We start from the raw sequence: 18037 nt of genomic DNA, 5'->3' as shown, positions 1-18037 counted from the left end.
CTCCTGGATCGAGGTGGGGTGCGCAGGGGTCAGCGCACCGGGAAGACGGTGCTGGCGGTGACGGCGGTGAACTCGTCGAGCCGCACGTTCACGGTCAGCGTCCAGCTGCCGGCGGACGGGAAGGACGGCTCGGCGACGTAGTGGCCGGGGCCGGCAGGGGCGAGGTCGAGGTCGAGCGGGCCGATCTGCTGGGCGAGCTCGGTCAGGGTCACCGCGATCTGGCGCGGCTGGACCAACCGGTCCTCGGCGTCGAGCAGGTACACGTGCACGGTGGTGGCGCCCGGCCGGGCCGGGTCGACGGTGAGCTGGACGCTCCCGGTGCCCTCCGTGCCGGCCGCCGACCGGAGCGGGACGGTGACGTCGACCGGGGTGGCCATCGACGCCTGGGCCGGCACCTGGCTGACCAGCACCGCCGACAGCACCAGGACGACGACCGCGCCGGCCAGCTCGACCAGCACCGCGCGGCGGAACACCCCCAGCTGCGCCGGCGGCTCCTCCGCCGCACCGGCGGCGAACGCCTGGGCCACCACGCGGCGGCGGGACCCGCCCGGCCGGCGGCCGCCGCCGATGCGCTGGTGCACCCAGTCCCGGCCCACCAGCGCGGCGACCAGCACCAGCAGCACCAGGGCGAGCTTGCCGACCAGCACCCAGCCGTAGGTGGTGGACACCAGACCGGAGAAGGAGCCGACCTCGCGCACCGCCTGCAGCACCCCGCTGACCACCAGCGCGCCGATGAACCCCCCGGCCAACCGGGACCAGCGCGGCAGGGCGGCGTCCAGCTCGGCGCGCGGCGTCGTCCCCCGGAGCAGGCCGGCGAACAGCACGGTCAGGCCGCCGAGCCAGCCGCTCATCGCGGCGACGTGCACGGCGGCCACCGCCACGGCCAGCACCGGGAGGGAGCCGGCGACGGGGTGCCCGACGGCGGCGACCGCCACCACCAGCGCCACCGCGACCGCCCCGGCGCCCACCTGCACGCCGGGCCCGGGGGCGCGCCCGCGCCGCCAGCTCCGGGCCAGGACGGCGGCCAGCACCAGCGCCAGGCCGGCCCGGACCAGCAGCGTGCGGCCGTAGCCGGAGCCGAGGGTGGCGCCGAGCAGGTCGGGGTCGGTGACCGAGCCCAGCCCGGCCGCGGCAGCGTAGGGGCCCTGCAGGAGCAGGAGCAGCCCCGCACCGGCGGCGACCGCGACCAGTCCGCCGAGCGCCGCGCGGCGCAGCCGGGGCGACGCCCAGCCCCCGGGCCAGCAGGTGGCCAGCGCCAGCGGGACGCCGACGCCCAGCGCCAGCCCGGCGTAGCCGACCCAGCGGGCCAGCGGGAGCAGCGTGCCCACGACCGGGTCGCCGTCGTCGCCGGTGCCGACCGACCCGGCGGGCACCAGCTCGCCGTCGCCGACGACGAAGGAGAAGGCCCCGGACACCGGGTGCGAGTCGGCCGAACCGACCCGGTAGGTGACGACGTAGCCGGCCTCGGGCAGGTCGGGCTCCAGCGGCACGGTGACCACGTCGCCCCGCACCTCGGCCGCCCCGGTGTCGACCCGCTCGCCGTCGCCGTCGAGCACCCGGGCGTACCCGGCGCCCAGCGAGACCGGCTCGTCGAACTCGAGGGTGACCACGTCGGGGGCGGTGTCCAGCCGGGCGCCGTCCGCGGGGGTGCTGGTGACCACGCTCGCGTGCGCGGACGCCGGGCGGGCGGTGCCCACGTCGAGCAGCAGACCCGCCCCGAGCAGCACGAACAGCAGGAGGACGGTGCCGAGGGACCGCCTCACGCGCGGGCCTGCTGCCGGTCGGGGTGCTGCACGGGAGAACAGTCGTCGGCGGGGTCCGTCCAGTTCCCGGCGATCGCAACGCACGGGTGAACGGACGGTGAACGCAGGGAGACCTATGCTCCCCGGGGTCGCCTGCCCGAGCGGGTGGACGGCCACCTCAGCCGCCATCACCTCCGGAGCACCGCGTGGCCTTCCGCCTCACACCCAAGGACTCGAGCTTCTACGACATGTTCACCGCCTCGGCGGAGAACCTGGTCGAGGCCACCGACGTCCTGAGCGAGTTCGTGCACGAGCACACCCGCCGCGAGGAGCTGGGCAGCCGGCTGCGCGACCTGGAGCACAAGTGCGACCAGGCGACGCACGCGATCTTCCGGCAGGTGAACTCCAGCTTCGTCACCCCGTTCGACCGGGAGGACATCTACAACCTGGCCAGCGACCTGGACGACGTGATGGACGCCATCGAGGCGGCCGCGGACCTGGTGGTGCTGACCAAGCTCGGCACGCTGCCGGCGGAGATGGGCCAGCAGGTGGCGCTGCTGCAGCGCTGCGCCCAGGTCACCGCCGAGTCGATGCCGCGGCTGCGCTCGATGAAGGACCTCGCCGACTACTGGATCGAGGTCAACCGGCTGGAGAACGAGGCGGACAAGCTCTACCGCCGGCTGCTGTCCCGGCTGTACTCCGGGGAGTTCGACGCCCTGGAGATCCTCAAGCTGAAGGAGGTCGCCGACCAGCTCGAGGAGGCCGCCGACGCCTTCGAGCACGTCGCGAACGTCGTCGAGACGATCGCCGTCAAGGAGTCCTGACCCGCGCATGGACGGGCTCTTCCTGGCACTCATCGTCATCGTCGTCGTCGCCCTGGCGTTCGACTACACCAACGGCTTCCACGACGCGGCCAACTCGATCGCGGTCGCCGTCTCGACCAAGGCCCTCACCCCGCGGGCCGCGCTGGCCCTGGCCGCGGTGATGAACCTGGTCGGCGCGCTGATCTCCACGAGCGTGGCCAAGACCGTCGGCGCCGGGATCATCGACACCCCGACCGGCGGCGAGGGCCTGCAACTGGTCTTCTCCGCGCTCATCGGCGCGATCGTGTGGAACCTCATCACCTGGTACTTCGGGCTGCCCTCGTCGTCCTCGCACGCGCTGATCGGCGGGCTGGTGGGCGCCGCGCTCGCCGCCGCCCACTCGGTGCAGTGGATGGGGATCCTGGACAAGGTCGTCATCCCGATGGTGCTCGCCCCGCTCATCGGCTTCGGGCTGGGCTACCTGTTCATGCTCGCGGTGCTGTGGAGCTTCCGGCGGGCCAACGCGCACAAGGCCAACCGCGGCTTCCGCTACGCCCAGATCGTCAGCTCGGCGACCATGGCGCTCGGGCACGGCATGCAGGACGCGCAGAAGACGATGGGGATCATCACCCTCGCGCTGGTCACGGCCGGGGAGATCGACACCTTCGAGGTCCCGTTCTGGGTCATCCTCGCCGCCGCCCTGGCGATCAGCGCGGGCACCTACGCCGGCGGTTTCCGGATCATGCGCACGCTGGGCCGCCGGATCATCCAGCTCACCCCGGCCGGTGGCTTCGCCGCCCAGACGGTGGCCTCCAGCGTCATGGTCACCACCGCGACGGTCTTCGCCGTGCCGGTGTCGACCACCCACATCACGACGACGTCGATCATGGGCGTCGGCGCCACCCGGCGGCTGTCGGCCGTGCGCTGGGGCGTGGCCGGCAACATCGTGGTCGCCTGGGTCGTGACGCTGCCGGCCGCGGGGATGGTGGCCGCGCTCACGTTCTTCGTCACGAACGCGATCGTGGGCTAGGAAGGACACATGACCGCGTCCCCGACCGAGGGGACGGAGCCCGACCCGGTCGGCCCGGTCGCCGTCGAACCCGTGCGGCTCGGCACCGCCCCCGGGCGGTGGGTGCTGCTGGCGACGGTGCTCGCCTCCGGCATGGCGATGCTGGACGCCAGCGCGGTCAACGTCGCGCTGCCGGCCATCGGCCGCGACCTGGGCGCCGGGCTGGCCGGCCTGCAGTGGACCCTCAGCGGCTACACCCTCGCGCTGGCCTCGCTGATCCTGCTCGGCGGCGCGCTGGGCGACCGGTACGGCCGGCGCCGGGTGTTCGTCGTCGGCACCGTGTGGTTCGCCGCCGCCTCGCTGGGCTGCGGGCTGGCCCAGACCACCGGCCAGTTGGTGGCGATGCGGGTGCTGCAGGGCATCGGCGGGGCGCTGCTCACCCCGGGCAGCCTGGCGATCATCCAGTCCTCCTTCCCGCACGCCGACCGGCCGCGGGCGATCGGTGCCTGGTCGGCCTTCGGCGGGGTGGCCGGGCTGGTCGGCCCCTTCCTCGGCGGGTTCCTGGTCGACGCGGTGAGCTGGCGCTGGGTGTTCCTGGTCAACGCACCGCTCGCCGTCGTCGTGGTGCTGGTCGCCGTCCGGCACGTGCCGGAGAGCCGGGACCCGCACCGCACCGGCCGGTTCGACGCCCCCGGCGCGGTATGGGGCGCGCTCGCCCTGGCCGGGGTCACCTACGCGCTGATCTCCGCCGGCGACGGACCCGGCCGGCCGCAGGTGTGGGTCGCGGCGATCGTCGGCGTGCTGGCCGGGGTGGCCTTCGTCGTCCGCGAGCGCCGGGCCCGGGAGCCGATGCTGCCGACCGGGGTGTTCGCCGACCGGGAGTTCACCGGGGCCAACCTGAGCACCTTCGCCGTCTACGGCGCCCTCGGCGGCTTCTCCTTCTTCCTGGTGCTCCAGCTGCAGACCGTGCTCGGTTACAGCGCCACGGCGGCCGGGGCGGCGATGATCCCCTCGATCGTGGTGCTCAGCCTGCTGTCGGCCCGGGCCGGCGCCTTCGCGCAGCGGGTCGGCGCCCGGCTGCCGATGACGCTGGGGCCGCTGGTGGCCGCCGCCGGCGTGCTGTGGCTCACCCGGGTCGGGGCGGGCAGCTCCTACTGGGTCGACGTGCTGCCCGGGTCGCTGGTCAGCGGGGTCGGCCTCGCGCTGCTGGTCGCCCCGCTCACCGCGACCGTGCTGGACGCCGCCCCGGACCACCTGGCCGGGGTGGCCAGCGGGGTCAACAACGCCGTGGCCCGGGCCGCCCAGCTGCTGGCGGTGGCGGCGCTGCCGGTCGTCGTCGGGCTCTCCGGGGACGACTACACCGAGCCGGCCACCTTCAGCGACGGCTTCCGGACGGCGATGGTGGTGTGTGCGGTGCTGATGGCCGCCGGCGGGGGCCTCGCCTGGTGGACCATCGGCCGGGACACGCTCAAGGCCGACTCGGCCCGCTGAGCGAGAGGTGGGGCACATCCCGGCCCGGTTGCCCACAATCCCTACCGGGATGGTAGACATGGACCCGTGTCGACGACTGCCGCGCTCCCCGGCGACCTCCTGGTGAGCCGCCTGCACGTCGACCTGCTCCGGGTCAGCACCGCCGCCTGTCGCGGCTGCTGAACTCCCCGCGCGCCGTCCGGCGCCCCAGTTCCCCGCGGTCTGCTGCGCCCTCGCGCGCCCGCCCCCTCGAACTCCGGAGCACATCCACGTGAAGACCTTGATCCTGCTCGCCCTGGCCGGCCTCGGCGCCCAGCTCGTCGACGGCAGCCTGGGCATGGGCTACGGCGTCACCTCCACCACGCTGCTGCTGGCCATCGGCACCAACCCGGCCGCCGCTTCGGCCACCGTCCACCTGGCCGAGATCGGCACCAACCTGGCCTCGGGGCTGTCGCACTGGCGCTTCGGCAACGTCGACTGGAAGGTCGTCGCCAAGATCGGCGTCCCGGGCGCCATCGGCGCCTTCGCCGGCGCCACCGTGCTGTCGAAGCTCTCCACCGAGGTCGCCGCCCCGGTGATGTCGTTGATCCTGCTGGGCCTCGGCGTCTACCTGCTCGCCCGGTTCACCCTGCGCGGCATCGACAAGCGCCAGCTCGGCAAGCCGATGCGCAAGCGGTTCCTCGCCCCGCTGGGCCTCACGGCCGGTTTCATCGACGCCACCGGTGGCGGGGGCTGGGGCCCGGTCAGCACCCCGGCCATCCTGGCCAGCGGCCGGATGTCCCCGCGGAAGACGATCGGCTCGGTCGACACGTCCGAGTTCCTGGTCTCGGTCGCCGCCAGCCTCGGCTTCCTGTTCGCCCTCGGGAACCAGGGCATCAACCTGGTCTGGGTCGCCGGACTGCTCGCCGGCGGGCTCATCGCAGCGCCGGTGGCCGCCTGGCTGGTCCGCTTCGTCCCGCCGCGACTGCTCGGTGCCGGTGTGGGCGGGATGATCGTGCTGACCAACGCGACCAGCCTGCTGAAGAGCGACTGGATCGGCGCCCCGGCCGGCGTCCGGTACGCCGTCTACGCGGTCATCTACCTGGTCTGGGCCGCCGCGGTGGCCTGGTCGGTCCGCGAGCACCGCCGCGAGCGCGCCGTGGAGCGGAGCGAGGCCCCGGCCGCCGGAGCCCAGCAGCCCGAACCGGCCAACGCGGTCGCCCCGCTGCTCCGCGAGGAGGTCCGGGCCGGCCGGCCGAGCGCCCCGAAGGACTGACGGTCTCGGCCACCTTTGCCAGTCTGGCAAGGATGTTTGTCATCGGCTGCTCCATGGCTGCAGTCTCGGTGCACGGCGGTCGCCACCCGGCGACCGGCCGGACGAACCGAGGAGCAGCCATGGAGCAGCAGTACGACGTCGTGGTCATCGGCGGGGGCGCCGCCGGGCTGAGCGGGGCACTGACGCTGTCCCGGGCACGCCGGTCGGTGCTGGTGGTCGACAGCGGGGCACCGCGCAACGCACCCGCCGGCCACGTGCACAACTACCTGGGCCGGGAGGGCACCCCGCCGGCCGAGCTGGCGGCCATCGGCCGCGCGGAGGTCACCGGGTACGGCGCCGAGGTCGAGCCCGGCGAGGCGGTGGCCGCCCGGCCGGTGCCCGACGGGTTCGTGGTCGACCTGGCCGACGGCCGGTCGGTGCAGGCCCGCCGGCTGCTGGTCACCACCGGGCTGGTCGACGAGCTGCCGACGGTGCGCGGGCTGCGCGAGCAGTGGGGCCGCGGCGTCCTGCACTGCCCGTACTGCCACGGCTGGGAGGTGCGCGACCAGCCGATCGGCGTCCTCTCCACCGGCCCGTTCGGCGCCCACCAGGCGCTGATGTGGCGGCAGTGGAGCGCCGACGTCACCCTCTTCCTGCACACCGGCCCCGAGCCGTCGGACGACGAGTGGGAGCAGCTGGCGGCCCGTGGGATCGCGGTGGTCACCGGTGAGGTGGTCGCCGTGGAGTCCGCCGGCGAGCAGCTGTCCGGCGTGCGGCTGGCCTCCGGGCAGGTGGTCCCCCGGGCGGCCGTCGTCGTCGCGCCCCGGTTCACCGCCCGGTCCGCCGTGCTGGAGTCCCTCGGCGTCGCGGCCGTGGACCAGGAGATGGCCGGCCACGTGGTCGGCAGCGCCGTGCCCGCGGACCCCTCCGGCGCCACCGCCGTCCCCGGCGTGTGGGTGGCCGGCAACGTCACCGACCTGCGCGCCCAGGTGATCAGCTCGGCCGCCGCGGGGCTGAACGCCGGTGCCATGATCAACGCCGACCTGATCACCGAGGACACCCGCCGGGCGGTCGCCGCCCGCGCGGTGTTCTCGGCGAGGACCGAGCGCGAGCTGTGCGACATGGTGCTGGGCGACCGGCGCCACGGGATCTGAGGAGGGCACCGTGAGCGACCACGAGCACCAGCCGGCGTCGAACGGCCACGACCTCGCCTCCTGGGAGGAGCGCTACCGGGACGCCCCGGCGCTGTGGAGCGGCCGGGCCAACCCGCCGCTGACGGCGGAGGCGGCCGACCTCCCGCCGGGCCGGGCGCTGGACGTGGGCTGCGGCGAGGGCGGCGACGTGCTGTGGCTGGCCGGCCGCGGCTGGCAGGTGACCGGACTGGACTGGTCCGAGGTCGCGCTGGCCCGCGCTGCGGAGCACGCCGCCGCCGCCGGGCTGGCCGAACGGGTGGAGTGGGTGCGCGGCGACGTCGACGGCTGGCAGCCACCGGCGGCCGCCTACGACCTGGTCACCGCCCACTTCCTGCACCCCACGGGTGACCAGCGGAGCCGCGTCGTGGCGCGGCTGGCCTCGGCCGTCGCCCCGGGGGGCACGCTGCTCTGGGTGGGGCACCCCTACGACGAGGAGCGGGCGGCCCGGTGGGGCGCCGACCGCTTCGCCCGCGCCACCGAGGTGGTGGCCGACCTCGACCCGGCCGAGTGGGAGGTCGTCGTGGCCGAGCTGCGGCCGCGCGCGGACGACGAGCACGGCCACGGCCACTCCGCCGACGAGGTCGTCCGGGCCCGCCGCCGCTGACCTGCCGACGTCCCGCCGGGGCCGGCCCGGACGCCGGGCCGGCCCCGGGCGGGCGTCGTCAGCCGGCGCGGACGCCGGTGATCGGGACGACCTCGGGCCGGGGCCGGGAGCCGGCGGCGGCCAGCACCCGCTGGGGGCTGCTGGAGTCCTCGCGCAGCCCGGCGAGCCGCAGGGCGCGCACCCCGGTCAGCGCGTCGGCCTCCGGCGGCACCACCACCAGGTCGATCCGCCGGCCGTCGTCGGCCACCAGCGAGACCAGCTGCTGGTCCATGCTGCGGAACGCCCCGGTGCGCACGGTCCGCCCACCGACGACCACCTTGCGCTGCACCTCGTGCTCCCAGGCGTCGACCGGGTAGGTGAACCGCTCGACCCGCACGCCGAGCTTGGCCAGCGCGGCGACCAGCTCGGGCAGCTCGGCGCCCAGGTCACGGCTGCGCGGCCACCACGCGCCGTCGAACGCGACGTCCAGCGCCGGCGCACCGGAGCGCAGCCGCACCCGCACGTCGATGCCGTTCCGGAAACCCGCAGCCCGCTGCACCGTCATCGGTTCCCCGACCACCTCTCGCACTCACTCCCCCAGGCGCGCGCGGCCTTCCCCAGCCGCGCCCACCTCTCCCGACCGGAACGTACGAGCCGGTGCGCGACACCCCGGTGCGCCACGAGGGGGTGCGGCGCCGCTGTCGCACCGCCCCGGCCGGTCCTCACCGACCGTGACCGACCGACAACTCTCACCACATCGGTCCCGCCGAATTAGCGTGATCATCGGCATCCGGCGGCCGACACGCCGTCCCGGCCGGGCGGACGCCGATGATCGACCGGTCGGCGCCCGGGAACGGCGAACGCCGCCGTCCCGGGGTGGGACGACGGCGTTCGGCGGCAGCGCCCCGGCAGGGGCGCGGCGTCAGGGCTTGGGCTTCCGGTTGCGGGAGCGGCCGCGGATGGTCTGGTCCAGCTCGACCTTCCGCACCCGTACGAAGCCGGGGGTGACCTCCACGCACTCGTCCTCGGCGCAGAACTCCAGCGCCTGCTCCAGGTTGAGGGTCCGCGGCGGGATGAGCCGCTCCAGCTCCTCGGAGGTGGACTTGCGCATGTTGGTGAGCTTCTTCTCCTTGGTGATGTTCACGTCCATGTCGTCCGGACGGGAGTTCTCACCGACGATCATGCCCTCGTAGACCTCGGTGCCGGGCTCGACCATCATCTGGCCGCGCTCCTGCAGCGAGAACATCGAGTAGGTGGTGGCGACGCCGCTGCGGTCGGCCACCAGCGAGCCGGTCGGGCGGGCGCGCATGTCGCCCAGCCACGGCTCGTAGCCCTCGAGGTTGTGGTTCAGCACGCCGGTGCCGCGGGTCTCGGTGAGGAACTCGGTGCGGAAGCCGATCAGGCCGCGCGAGGGGACGATGTACTCCATCCGCGCCCAGCCGGTGTCGTGGTGCACCAGGTTCTCGATCCGCCCGCGCCGGACGGCCAGCGCCTGGGTCAGCGTGCCGACGTACTCGCCCGGGGTGTCGATCGTGACCCGCTCGACCGGCTCGTGCAGCTTGCCGTCGATCTCCTTGGTGACGACCTGCGGGCGGCCGACGGTGAGCTCGAAGTCCTCGCGGCGGAGCTGCTCCACCAGGATGGCGAGCGCGAGCTCACCGCGGCCCTGCATCTCCCAGGTGTCGGGGCGCTCGGTGGGCAGCATGCGCACCGAGACGTTGCCGACGAGCTCCTGGTCCAGCCGGTTCTTGATCAGCCGGGCGGTGAGCTTCTTGCCCGACTTGCCCGACAGCGGGCTGGTGTTGATGCCGATGGTGATCGAGATCGACGGCTCGTCGACCGTGATCGCCGGCAGCGGCCGCGGGTCGTTCGGGTCGGCGAGGGTGTCCCCGATGCCGATGTCCGGGATGCCGGCGACGGCGACCAGGTCGCCGGGGCCCGCGCTCTCGGCCGAGGTGCGGGTGAGGCCCTCAGTGACGAGCAGTTCGGTGAGCTTGACCCGCTGGATCGTGCCGTCGGCCTTGCACCAGGCGACCTGCTGGCCGTTCTTCATCTCACCGGAGTGGATGCGCAGCAGCGCGAGCCGGCCGAGGTAGGGCGAGGCGTCGAGGTTGGTGACCTGCGCGCGCAGCGGCTCCTCGGCGTCGTAGACCGGCGCCGGCACGGTGTCCAGCAGCGTCTTGACCAGCGGGCCGAGGTCGGGGCTGTCCGGGACGGTGCCGTTCTCCGGCTTGTTCAGCGAGGCCTGGCCGGTGCGGCCGTTGCAGTAGACGATCGGGAACTCGAGGGTCTCGGCGGGCAGGCCGGCGTCCTCGAGCAGCTCGAGGAAGAGCTCGTAGGTCTCGTCGACGACCTCCTCGATGCGGGCGTCGTGCCGGTCGGTCTTGTTGACCGCGAGGATGACCGGCATCCCCTTGGCCAGCGCCTTGCGCAGCACGAAGCGGGTCTGCGGCAGCGGGCCCTCGGAGGCGTCGACGAGCAGGCAGACGCCGTCGACCATGGACAGCGCGCGCTCCACCTCGCCACCGAAGTCGGCGTGGCCCGGGGTGTCGACGATGTTCACGATGACGGGGTTGCCGTCCTCGTCGTGCAGGTGGATCGCGGTGTTCTTGGCGAGGATCGTGATCCCGCGCTCGCGCTCGAGCTCGCCGGAGTCCATGACCCGGTCCTGCGTCGAGTCGTTGTCGGTGCCCTCGCCCTTGGAGCGCCCGAGGGCACCGGCCTGCCGGAGCAGGGCGTCGACCAGGGTGGTCTTGCCGTGGTCGACGTGGGCGATGATCGCCACGTTGCGCAGGTCGTTGCGGGTGGGCATGCGGAGAGGCACCTCAGGAGATCGCGTGGGGTCTGCGCGCTGCGGCGCGCGACACTGGGTCAACGACCGCGCGGGCCGAGACCTTCCCGCCCAGGGTACGGGACGCCGGGGCGTCCTCGGTCCCGTTGTGACCCGTCCCCCACTCTCGGAGGACCTCGGTCCCCCTCGTCCCTCGCAGGCTCGGGACGAGCCTCTGGACCGAGGCCTCAGGACGCCGTCCGGTCCGCGACGACCCAGGACAGCACGGCGGCCGCGGCCGTGACCACCCCGACGGCCAGCCACGACGGCCAGCCGACGCCGAGGGCGAGCACGTGCGCGAGCACGAAGGCGGCCACGTAGACGGCGGCGAGGACGGCGGCGACGGCAGGGCCGCGGCGGCGGTACCAAAGCCACCCGGCGGCCAGCCCGCCCGCGGCGAACACCAGCCCGCCCAGCGCCCGGACGCCGGTGCCCTGCGCGACGCCGAAGCCGGCCGCCAGCCCGACGGCGACGGCCACGGCGGACGGGAAGCGGGTCTGCACGCGGGCGAGGGTGGAGGTCGACATGTCCACCAGTGTCCCAGCCGGCTCAGCCGCGGGCGGCGGCCTCGACGGCCGCGGTGATGCCCTCGGGGGTCAGCTGGCTGCCGTTGTCGAGCGGCTCCCCGTCGACGAGCACCGTCGGGGTGCCGGTGACGCCGGCCCGGCTGGCCGCCTCGGTGACCTGGGCGGTCCAGTCCTCGAACCGCAGGTCGCGGATGCCCTGCTCGACCGCCTCGCCGGTGGCCCCGGCCTGCGCGGCGTACCCGACCAGCTGGTCGTCGGACAGCCCGGCGCCGCCCTCCGCGGGCTGGTCGGCGAACAGCAGGTCGGAGAACTGGTCGAAGGCCCCGGTCCCGGCCTGGTCGGCGACCACCGCGGCGGCGTTGAGCGCCCGGGTGGAGTAGTCGGTGGTGGAGAACCGGTCCAGGATCGCGATCGGTCGCTGCTCGAGGAGGACCTGCCCGTCGGCGACCAGCTGGTCCAGGGTGTCGCCGTTGGTCTCCTCGAACCGCTGGCAGACCGGGCACTGGTAGTCGGTGTAGACGGTGAGCGTGACCGGTGCGTCTGCCTCGCCGACCGCGAAGGCCGTGCCGCCGGCTACCGTGCCGGCCGGTGCGGCGGCGTCGAGGGCCGTCGACGTGCGCCGGGTCTGCACCACGACCACCACGACCAGGACCAGCACCAGGACGAGGGCCGCGGTCACCCCGCCGACGACGGTGCGGCGCCGGCGCTCGGCGGCGGCCCGGGCGGCGGCCTCCGCGGCGCGCTTCTCGGCGATCCGCTGACGGGCGGCCGCTCGCTTGGACTCACCGGACATCTGCGAACTCCCTCTCCGAGTGCCCGCCGAGCGCGAGCCGGGACGCGGGCCACCGGGCCAGCGCCAGTGCGACGAGCAGCAGGGCGGCGTCCCGGGCGACCTCGCCGGGGTAGCCGGTCTCCCCCGCCGCGACCTCGCCGCCACCGCCGAAGCAGCCGCAGTCGATCTGCAGCCCGCGCGCCCAGGCCGAGCCCACCCCGAGCAGGAACACGACCATCAGCGCGGCCGCCGCCAGCGCCGCCGTCCGGACGAACACGCCGGCGAGCAGGGCCAGTCCGACGGCGATCTCCAGCACCGGCAGGCCGAAGGCCGTGGGGCCGACCAGCGCCTCGGGCAGCAGCCGGTAGGCGCGCACCGCCCGCTCGGCGGCCGCGGGGTCGGGCAGCTTCAGCGCGCCGGCGACGACCAGCACGGCGCCCAGCAGCAGCCGGGCGCCGGTGGCGGCCCAGGGCCGGAGCGACGTCATGACCGTTCTGTCGCGCGGCGGCCCCCTGCGGTTCCCCGGCCGACCTGTGGGTTGCCTGGCAGTCCCGGACACGCCGAGGGCCCCGGCGCGGTGCGCCGGGGCCCTCGTGCGGTGCTGGAACGGCCCCGCTGCAGGGCCCCGCGTCGAGCTCGCGAGGCGTGGGGGGGGCAGCGGGGTCCTTCCTCAGGCGGTGCGGAGCACGGCCTCGATCTCGAGCTCGACGGAGATCTTGTCGCCGACGACGACGCCGCCGCCGTCCATCGGCATGTCGATGTCGACGCCGAACTCCTTGCGGGAGATCTCGGTCTTGCCGGAGAAGCCGGCGCGCGTGCCGCCGTAGGCGTCCGGGCCGAAGCCGTTGAGCTCCAGGGTCAGGGTGACGGGCTTGGTGATGCCCTTGATGGACAGGTCGCCCTCGACGACCCAGTCCTCGCCGTGGTTGCGCACGGCGGTCGAGCGGAACTCCATGACGGTGTGGTTGCCGACGTCGAAGAAGTCAGCGGACTTGATGTGCGCGTCCCGCTGCTCCTGCCGGGTGTCGATCGAGTCCATGTCGACGGTGGCGTGCACGGTGGACTGCGACGGGTCGGCGGCGGTGACGATCTCGCCGGAGAAGGAGCGGAAGTAGCCACGCACCTTGCTGACCATCATGTGGCGGACGCTGAAACCGACCGTCGAGTGCGTGGCGTCGATGTCCCACGTGCCGACGACGTAACCGGGGATCTGGGTGCTGGTGGTCATGCTGACTCCAAGTGGTTGAGCGTTTGACTGCTTACGCCGGACCGTAGCGTAGTTGAAGACTTGAGTATTCCGCTAGTACCCTCGCAGCATGACGACTGACGTGTCCCCCGCGGTGCGGACGGCGGGCGCTGCCCCGGCTGCCGGGACCAGGGTGCACGACGCCCCCCGCTGGCTCGACACCGGCGAGCAGCAGGCGTGGCGCGCCTGGCTGTACAGCTGGATGCTGCTGGAGGACCGGCTCAACAGCGACCTGGTCCAGCAGACCGGCATCTCCCACGCCTACTACGAGATCCTCGTCCAGCTGTCGGAGACCGAGGGCCGGCAGCTGCGGATGAGCGAGCTGGCCGACCGGTGCCTGTCCTCCCGCAGCCGGCTCTCGCACGCCGTCTCCCGGCTGGAGGAGCGCGGCTGGGTGCGCCGGCAGGTCTGCGCCGAGGACGGGCGCGGCCAGCTCGCCGTGCTGACCGACGAGGGCTTCGCCGCGCTGGAGCAGGCCGCCCCGGTGCACGTGGAGAGCGTCCGCACCCACCTGTTCGACCAGCTGTCGCCCACCCAGGTCGCCGCCCTGCGCGACGTCGGCGAGACGCTGCTGCGCCACCTGAACGACCAGCCCTGACGTCCCGGCATCCCGTCCCCACCCGGACGGGGTGCCGCACGCGGGGTCAGGCTGCGGGCTGCTCGGCCTCCAGGAACAGCGCGCGGGTCAGCACGCCGGTGTCCGGGTTGTCGGTGAACAGCCCGTCGACGCCGGCCGCCCAGAAGCGCAGCTGCTCCTCGATCGCGTCGCCGTACGCCGCCGGGTCGGGCCCCTCGTCCAGGTCGGCGGGCAGGAAGCTGTTCTCGTTGCGGAACGTGTACGGGTGCACCAGCAGGTCGACCGCGTGCGCGTCGGCCACGAAGGACGTCGGCTCCCCCAGCGTCCCGTCGGCCGCCAGCGGGATGACCTGCGCCTTCTCCGGGCCCACGCCGTCGGCGTACTCGGCGATGCCGGCCAGCCCGGCCGCGGTGGACAGGTCCGCGTAGGTGCGCGGGTCGCCGGCGGCGACCAGGTCGGCCGGGGCGCCGGTGGCCGAGAGCAGCTGCACCAGCGGCACCCGGACGCCCGCGTCGTCCAGCTCCCGCAGGTTGGCCGTCTCGAACGACTGCAGGAACACCGGTGCGCCGTGCCGGTCGAGGTGGGCCTCGCGCAGGTCGGCCACCAGCGGCTCCTCGAGGGAGAGCCCGATGCCGTCGAAGTAGGTCGGGTGCTTGGTCTCGACGTAGGCACCGACCTCGCGCCCCAGCTCGTCGCTCAGGTCCGCCCGCAGCTCGAAGAACTCGTCCAGGGTGGGCACCGCGAACAGCCCGTCGTAGAGGGTGTTCTCCTCCCGCACCTCGGGCAGCCGCTCGACCGCGCGCAGGGTGCGCAGCTCGTCCAGCGTGAAGTCCTCGGTGAACCAGCCGGTCAGCTCGACGCCGTCCACCGTCCTGGTGGTCCGCCGGTCGGCGAACTCGGGGCGGTCGGCGACGTCGGTGGTCCCGGAGATCTCGTTCTCGTGCCGGCAGACCAGCACCCCGTCGGCGGTGCTGACGGCGTCGCACTCGACGTAGTCGGCGCCCATCCGGGCGGCGAGCTCGTAGGAGGCCAGGGTGTGCTCGGGCCGGTAGCCGGAGGCCCCGCGGTGGCCGATGACCAGGAGGTCCTCAGCTGCGTCCGCCCCGGGGTCGGGCGTGCCCGGTGGCGTGGCGCTGGAGCTCGGGACGACGACCAGGGCCAGCAAGGTGGCCAGCAGGGCCGTCAGCACGGCGGCGGACAACCAGGACATGCGCCTCATCGGGAGCTCCCCCGGGCTCGGGCGGCGACCGTCGCCGTCGGCCCACCCCCTGATCCCAGCCCCCGGCCGGGCGCCGTGGGGTGTCCAGGAACCGAACAGTCGGTGAGCGTGCCCTCACCCCGGGGTGTCCCCACCCATGTCGTCGTCGGCGGTCACTCCCCGCGCCAGACGGGGGCGCGCTTCTCGGCGAAGGCCAGGGCGCCCTCCTGGGCGTCGGCCGAGGCGAGCACCTGCCCGACCAGCTCCCGCTGGGCGTCCAGCGCCGCGCGGTCGGTCCAGGCCACCGAACCGGCGACCAGGTGCTTGCTGACCCGCACCGCCAGCGGTCCGTTCACGGTGATCCGGGCGGCCAGGTCGAGGGCGCCGGCCAACGCCCCGCCGGGCTCGGTGAGCACGTTGACCAGCCCGAACCGGTGGGCCTCCTCGGCGGGCAGCGGGTCGCCGGTGAGTGCCATCTCCATCGCCCGCTGGTAGGGCAGCGTCTTGGCCAGCCGCAGCACCCCTCCCCCGGCGGCGACCAGGCCGCGCTTCACCTCCGGGATGCCGAACCGCGCGTCCCGGGCGGCCACGACCAGGTCCGCGGACAGCGCCAGCTCGCAGCCGCCGGCCAGCGCCCAGCCCTCCACCGCGGCGATCAGCGGCTTCGCCGGCGGCGCCTCGGTCAGCCCGGCGAAGCCGCGGCCCGGCAGGCTCGGCCGCTCGCCCCGGGAGAAGGCCTTGAGGTCCATGCCGGCGCAGAACGTGCCGCCGGCGCCGGTGAGCACCAGCACGGCGACGTCGTCCCGCGCCTCGAACTCGTCCAGCGCCGCGGCCAGCGCCGTGGTGGTCGCCAGGTCGACGGCGTTCCTGGCCGCCGGCCGGTTCAGGGTGAGCACCCCGACCCCGTCGGTCACCTCGGTGAGCACCGGGTCCGTCATCGCGCGTCCTCTCCTCGTCGGGTGGGGTGCCGGTCGGGTGGGGTGCCGGTCGGGTGGAGTGCCGGTCGGGTGGTCCGCCGGTGCTCGAGCCCTGCCCACCGCTGTGGGCAGGGCTCGAGCGTGCGGGGTCAGCCGTGCCAGACCTCGCGCACCCGGTCGGCGACCGACGCCGCCTGCGCCCGGCCGGCCCGCGCGGAGGGCTCCCGGGCCGCCGGGTCCAGCACGTTCCGGCCGATCGCGGTCAGGCTCGCCTGGTCGGGCGCGACGACGGCGACCCGGCTGACCAGCCCGGTCACCTGCGCGTCGACGCTGGCCATCGGCCCGGCACCGCGGGGCAGCGGGGCGATGACGACGATCCGGTCGTAAGCGGCGGCCAGGTCGGCGTTCGCGGGCGAGCGCATGCCGCCGTCCATGTACCGGCGTCCGTCGATCGTCACCGGCGGGTAGACCCCGGGGACGGCGCAGCTCGCGGCGACCGCGGCGGCCAGCTCGACGCCGGACGCGCGGGTGAAGGTGGTGAACTCACCGCTCTCCGCGTCGACCGCGGTGAGCACCAGCGGCCGGTCGGACCACTCGTGGCTGCGCAGCCGGGAGCCGATCACCTCCCGGCGCTCCTGCTCGCTCGGGGTGCGGCCGGTGTCGGCGGCGGTGCGCGCCAGCCGGCCCACCCGGCGGCGGAAGGCGACGTCGTCCCGGCGGGCCAGCAGAATCGCGAGGCCGTAGCGGGCCAGCGTCCCCCGGCCGAGACGCGCGACCCGCTCGCTGGCCGGCGGCTCCAGCTGGCTGCCGAACAGCTCCTCCACCGGGGCGCCGCTGCGCAGCTGGGCGCCGACCACCGACCCGGCCGAGGTGCCGACGACGAGGTCGGCGCCGGTCAGGTCGACGCCGGCGTCGAGCAGTCCGGCGATGACGCCGATCTCCCAGGCGATCCCGGTGATGCCCCCGCCGCCCAGCACCAGGGCCGTGCGCTGCTCGCTCATCGGGCCATCCTGACGCACACCCGCGGTGCTCCTCCGGGGGGTGACGTGCGCCACCGGCGGGTCGACCGGCGACGATGCACGCGTGAGCGAGATCGCCGAGGCCTTCTACCTCCCGCTGGGCGAGGGCCGCTACGCCCCCACCCGGGCCACCGAGAGCCCGTGGGACACCGACTCCCAGCACGGCGGACCGCCGTCGGCACTGCTGGCGCACCTGGCCGGTGCGGCCGCCGGACCGGGGCAGCGCGCCGGCCGGGTGTCGGTGGACTTCCTCGGCGCCGTGCCCCGCCGTGAGCTGACCGTCGAGGTCTCCCCCGTCCGGCCGGGGCGGCGGGTCGCGCTGACCGAGGCGCGGATGAGCGTGGACGGGCGGGCCGTCGCGGTGGCCCGGGTCTGGCACCTGGCGACCGGTCCCACCCCGCCGGCGACCACGCCGGTCGTCGTCCCGCCGCCGCTGCCCGAGGAGGGCGCCGCCCCGACGCTGCTGCTGCCGCACCTGGGCGACTGGGGCTACGGCCGGGCGCTGGACTGGCGGTACACGTCCGGCTCCCCCGACCGGCCCGGCCCGGCGGCGGTGTGGACCCGGGTGCGGGTGCCGCTGGTCGCCGGCGAGCCGCTCACCCCGCTGGCCCGGGTGCTGGTGGCCGCGGACGCCGCCAACGGCATCTCCGCCGAGCTGGACCTGACCGGGTGGCTGTCGATCCCCCCGGGCATGACCACCACGCTGCTGCGCGAGCCGGCCGGTGGGTGGGTGCACCTGGACTGCCGCACCCTGCTGTCCGACGACGGCCTCGGGCTGTGCTCCGGCGTGCTCTCCGACCCGGCCGGCGTGGTGGCCGAGGTGGCGCAGCCGCTGCTGGTCCGCCGGCGGTGAGCGCGGCAGGACGCGGTCCGAGCACCGCGGCGGCTATCGTCCGCCCGTGACCGAGGAGCTGCCG

Annotated in this window: 19 protein-coding genes; 9 read left to right on the top strand and 10 right to left on the bottom strand. The window is 74.8% G+C overall.

Going from position 1 to position 18037, the window contains the following annotated elements; translation table 11 throughout:
- Positions 1–29: 29 nt before the first annotated feature.
- Entirely contained in the window at positions 30–1763 is a 1734-nt protein-coding gene (locus HL054_RS01835; protein ID WP_369136981.1) for a copper resistance CopC/CopD family protein, read from the bottom strand.
- A 185-nt stretch (positions 1764–1948) separates the two neighbouring features.
- Here HL054_RS01835 and HL054_RS01830 point away from each other — a divergent pair, with 185 nt between their 5' ends.
- The 7 genes from HL054_RS01830 (at position 1949) to HL054_RS01800 (ending at position 8055) form a co-directional block, all read left to right on the top strand.
- Positions 1949–2566 (top strand): DUF47 domain-containing protein, encoded by a 618-nt coding sequence (locus tag HL054_RS01830; protein WP_369136980.1) that lies wholly within the window; start codon positions 1949–1951, stop codon positions 2564–2566.
- Between the two features lie 7 nt (positions 2567–2573).
- Positions 2574–3575, top strand: coding sequence for an inorganic phosphate transporter (locus tag HL054_RS01825; RefSeq protein WP_369136979.1), 1002 nt, complete (start codon positions 2574–2576; stop codon positions 3573–3575).
- Positions 3576–3584: 9 nt separating this feature from the next.
- Positions 3585–5045, top strand: coding sequence for an MFS transporter (locus tag HL054_RS01820; RefSeq protein ID WP_369136978.1), 1461 nt, complete (start codon positions 3585–3587; stop codon positions 5043–5045).
- A 66-nt stretch (positions 5046–5111) separates the two neighbouring features.
- On the top strand, positions 5112–5207 hold the full coding sequence (locus HL054_RS01815) for a putative leader peptide (protein ID WP_369136977.1): 96 nt from the start codon (positions 5112–5114) through the stop codon (positions 5205–5207).
- Positions 5208–5295: 88 nt separating this feature from the next.
- Positions 5296–6279, top strand: a complete 984-nt coding sequence (locus HL054_RS01810) for a sulfite exporter TauE/SafE family protein (RefSeq protein ID WP_369136976.1) — start codon at positions 5296–5298, stop codon at positions 6277–6279.
- 119 nt (positions 6280–6398) lie between these two features.
- A complete protein-coding gene (locus HL054_RS01805) occupies positions 6399–7412 on the top strand; it encodes an NAD(P)/FAD-dependent oxidoreductase (protein WP_369136975.1) in 1014 nt (337 codons plus the stop codon).
- Positions 7413–7422: 10 nt separating this feature from the next.
- A complete protein-coding gene (locus HL054_RS01800) occupies positions 7423–8055 on the top strand; it encodes a class I SAM-dependent methyltransferase (protein WP_369136974.1) in 633 nt (210 codons plus the stop codon).
- 58 nt (positions 8056–8113) lie between these two features.
- Here the strand turns inward: HL054_RS01800 and HL054_RS01795 are convergent, their stop codons facing one another.
- The 6 genes from HL054_RS01795 to HL054_RS01770 all read right to left on the bottom strand — a co-directional run bounded on the left by HL054_RS01795 (position 8114) and on the right by HL054_RS01770 (position 13391).
- Positions 8114–8599 (bottom strand): DUF5994 family protein, encoded by a 486-nt coding sequence (locus HL054_RS01795; RefSeq protein WP_369136973.1) that lies wholly within the window; start codon positions 8597–8599, stop codon positions 8114–8116.
- Between the two features lie 357 nt (positions 8600–8956).
- A complete protein-coding gene (typA, locus tag HL054_RS01790; RefSeq protein ID WP_369136972.1) occupies positions 8957–10846 on the bottom strand; it encodes a translational GTPase TypA in 1890 nt (629 codons plus the stop codon).
- Positions 10847–11052: 206 nt separating this feature from the next.
- The gene (locus tag HL054_RS01785) at positions 11053–11391 is read right to left on the bottom strand and encodes a hypothetical protein (RefSeq protein ID WP_369136971.1); all 339 of its coding nucleotides are present in this window, start codon (positions 11389–11391) and stop codon (positions 11053–11055) included.
- 22 nt (positions 11392–11413) lie between these two features.
- Positions 11414–12184 (bottom strand): DsbA family protein, encoded by a 771-nt coding sequence (locus HL054_RS01780; RefSeq protein WP_369136970.1) that lies wholly within the window; start codon positions 12182–12184, stop codon positions 11414–11416.
- On the bottom strand, positions 12174–12650 hold the full coding sequence (locus tag HL054_RS01775; RefSeq protein WP_369136969.1) for a MauE/DoxX family redox-associated membrane protein: 477 nt from the start codon (positions 12648–12650) through the stop codon (positions 12174–12176). The genes HL054_RS01780 and HL054_RS01775 overlap by 11 nt, the downstream gene beginning before the upstream one ends.
- A 183-nt stretch (positions 12651–12833) precedes the next feature.
- Positions 12834–13391, bottom strand: coding sequence for a YceI family protein (locus HL054_RS01770; RefSeq protein WP_369136968.1), 558 nt, complete (start codon positions 13389–13391; stop codon positions 12834–12836).
- 88 nt (positions 13392–13479) lie between these two features.
- Here HL054_RS01770 and HL054_RS01765 point away from each other — a divergent pair, with 88 nt between their 5' ends.
- The gene (locus HL054_RS01765; protein ID WP_369136967.1) at positions 13480–14007 is read left to right on the top strand and encodes a MarR family winged helix-turn-helix transcriptional regulator; all 528 of its coding nucleotides are present in this window, start codon (positions 13480–13482) and stop codon (positions 14005–14007) included.
- 46 nt (positions 14008–14053) lie between these two features.
- On the opposite strand, the gene HL054_RS01760 is transcribed toward HL054_RS01765, so the two are convergent.
- From HL054_RS01760 to HL054_RS01750, 3 genes are all read right to left on the bottom strand, one after another.
- On the bottom strand, positions 14054–15205 hold the full coding sequence (locus HL054_RS01760; RefSeq protein ID WP_369136966.1) for a glycerophosphodiester phosphodiesterase: 1152 nt from the start codon (positions 15203–15205) through the stop codon (positions 14054–14056).
- Positions 15206–15357: 152 nt separating this feature from the next.
- Positions 15358–16122: a crotonase/enoyl-CoA hydratase family protein gene (locus tag HL054_RS01755; protein ID WP_369136965.1), complete on the bottom strand. Its 765-nt coding sequence runs from the start codon at positions 16120–16122 to the stop codon at positions 15358–15360.
- A 128-nt stretch (positions 16123–16250) separates the two neighbouring features.
- A complete protein-coding gene (locus HL054_RS01750; RefSeq protein ID WP_369136964.1) occupies positions 16251–17102 on the bottom strand; it encodes a patatin-like phospholipase family protein in 852 nt (283 codons plus the stop codon).
- Between the two features lie 82 nt (positions 17103–17184).
- Here HL054_RS01750 and HL054_RS01745 point away from each other — a divergent pair, with 82 nt between their 5' ends.
- Complete coding sequence (locus HL054_RS01745; RefSeq protein WP_369136963.1) at positions 17185–17973, top strand: thioesterase family protein; 789 nt, start codon at positions 17185–17187, stop codon at positions 17971–17973.
- Positions 17974–18037 lie beyond the last annotated feature (64 nt).

It is taken from the genome of Modestobacter versicolor, assembly GCF_041028285.1.
GTDB lineage: Bacteria > Actinomycetota > Actinomycetes > Mycobacteriales > Geodermatophilaceae > Modestobacter > Modestobacter versicolor_A.
Note: the sequence above shows the minus strand (reverse complement) of the source record. Positions and strands in the feature narration are given on the sequence as shown.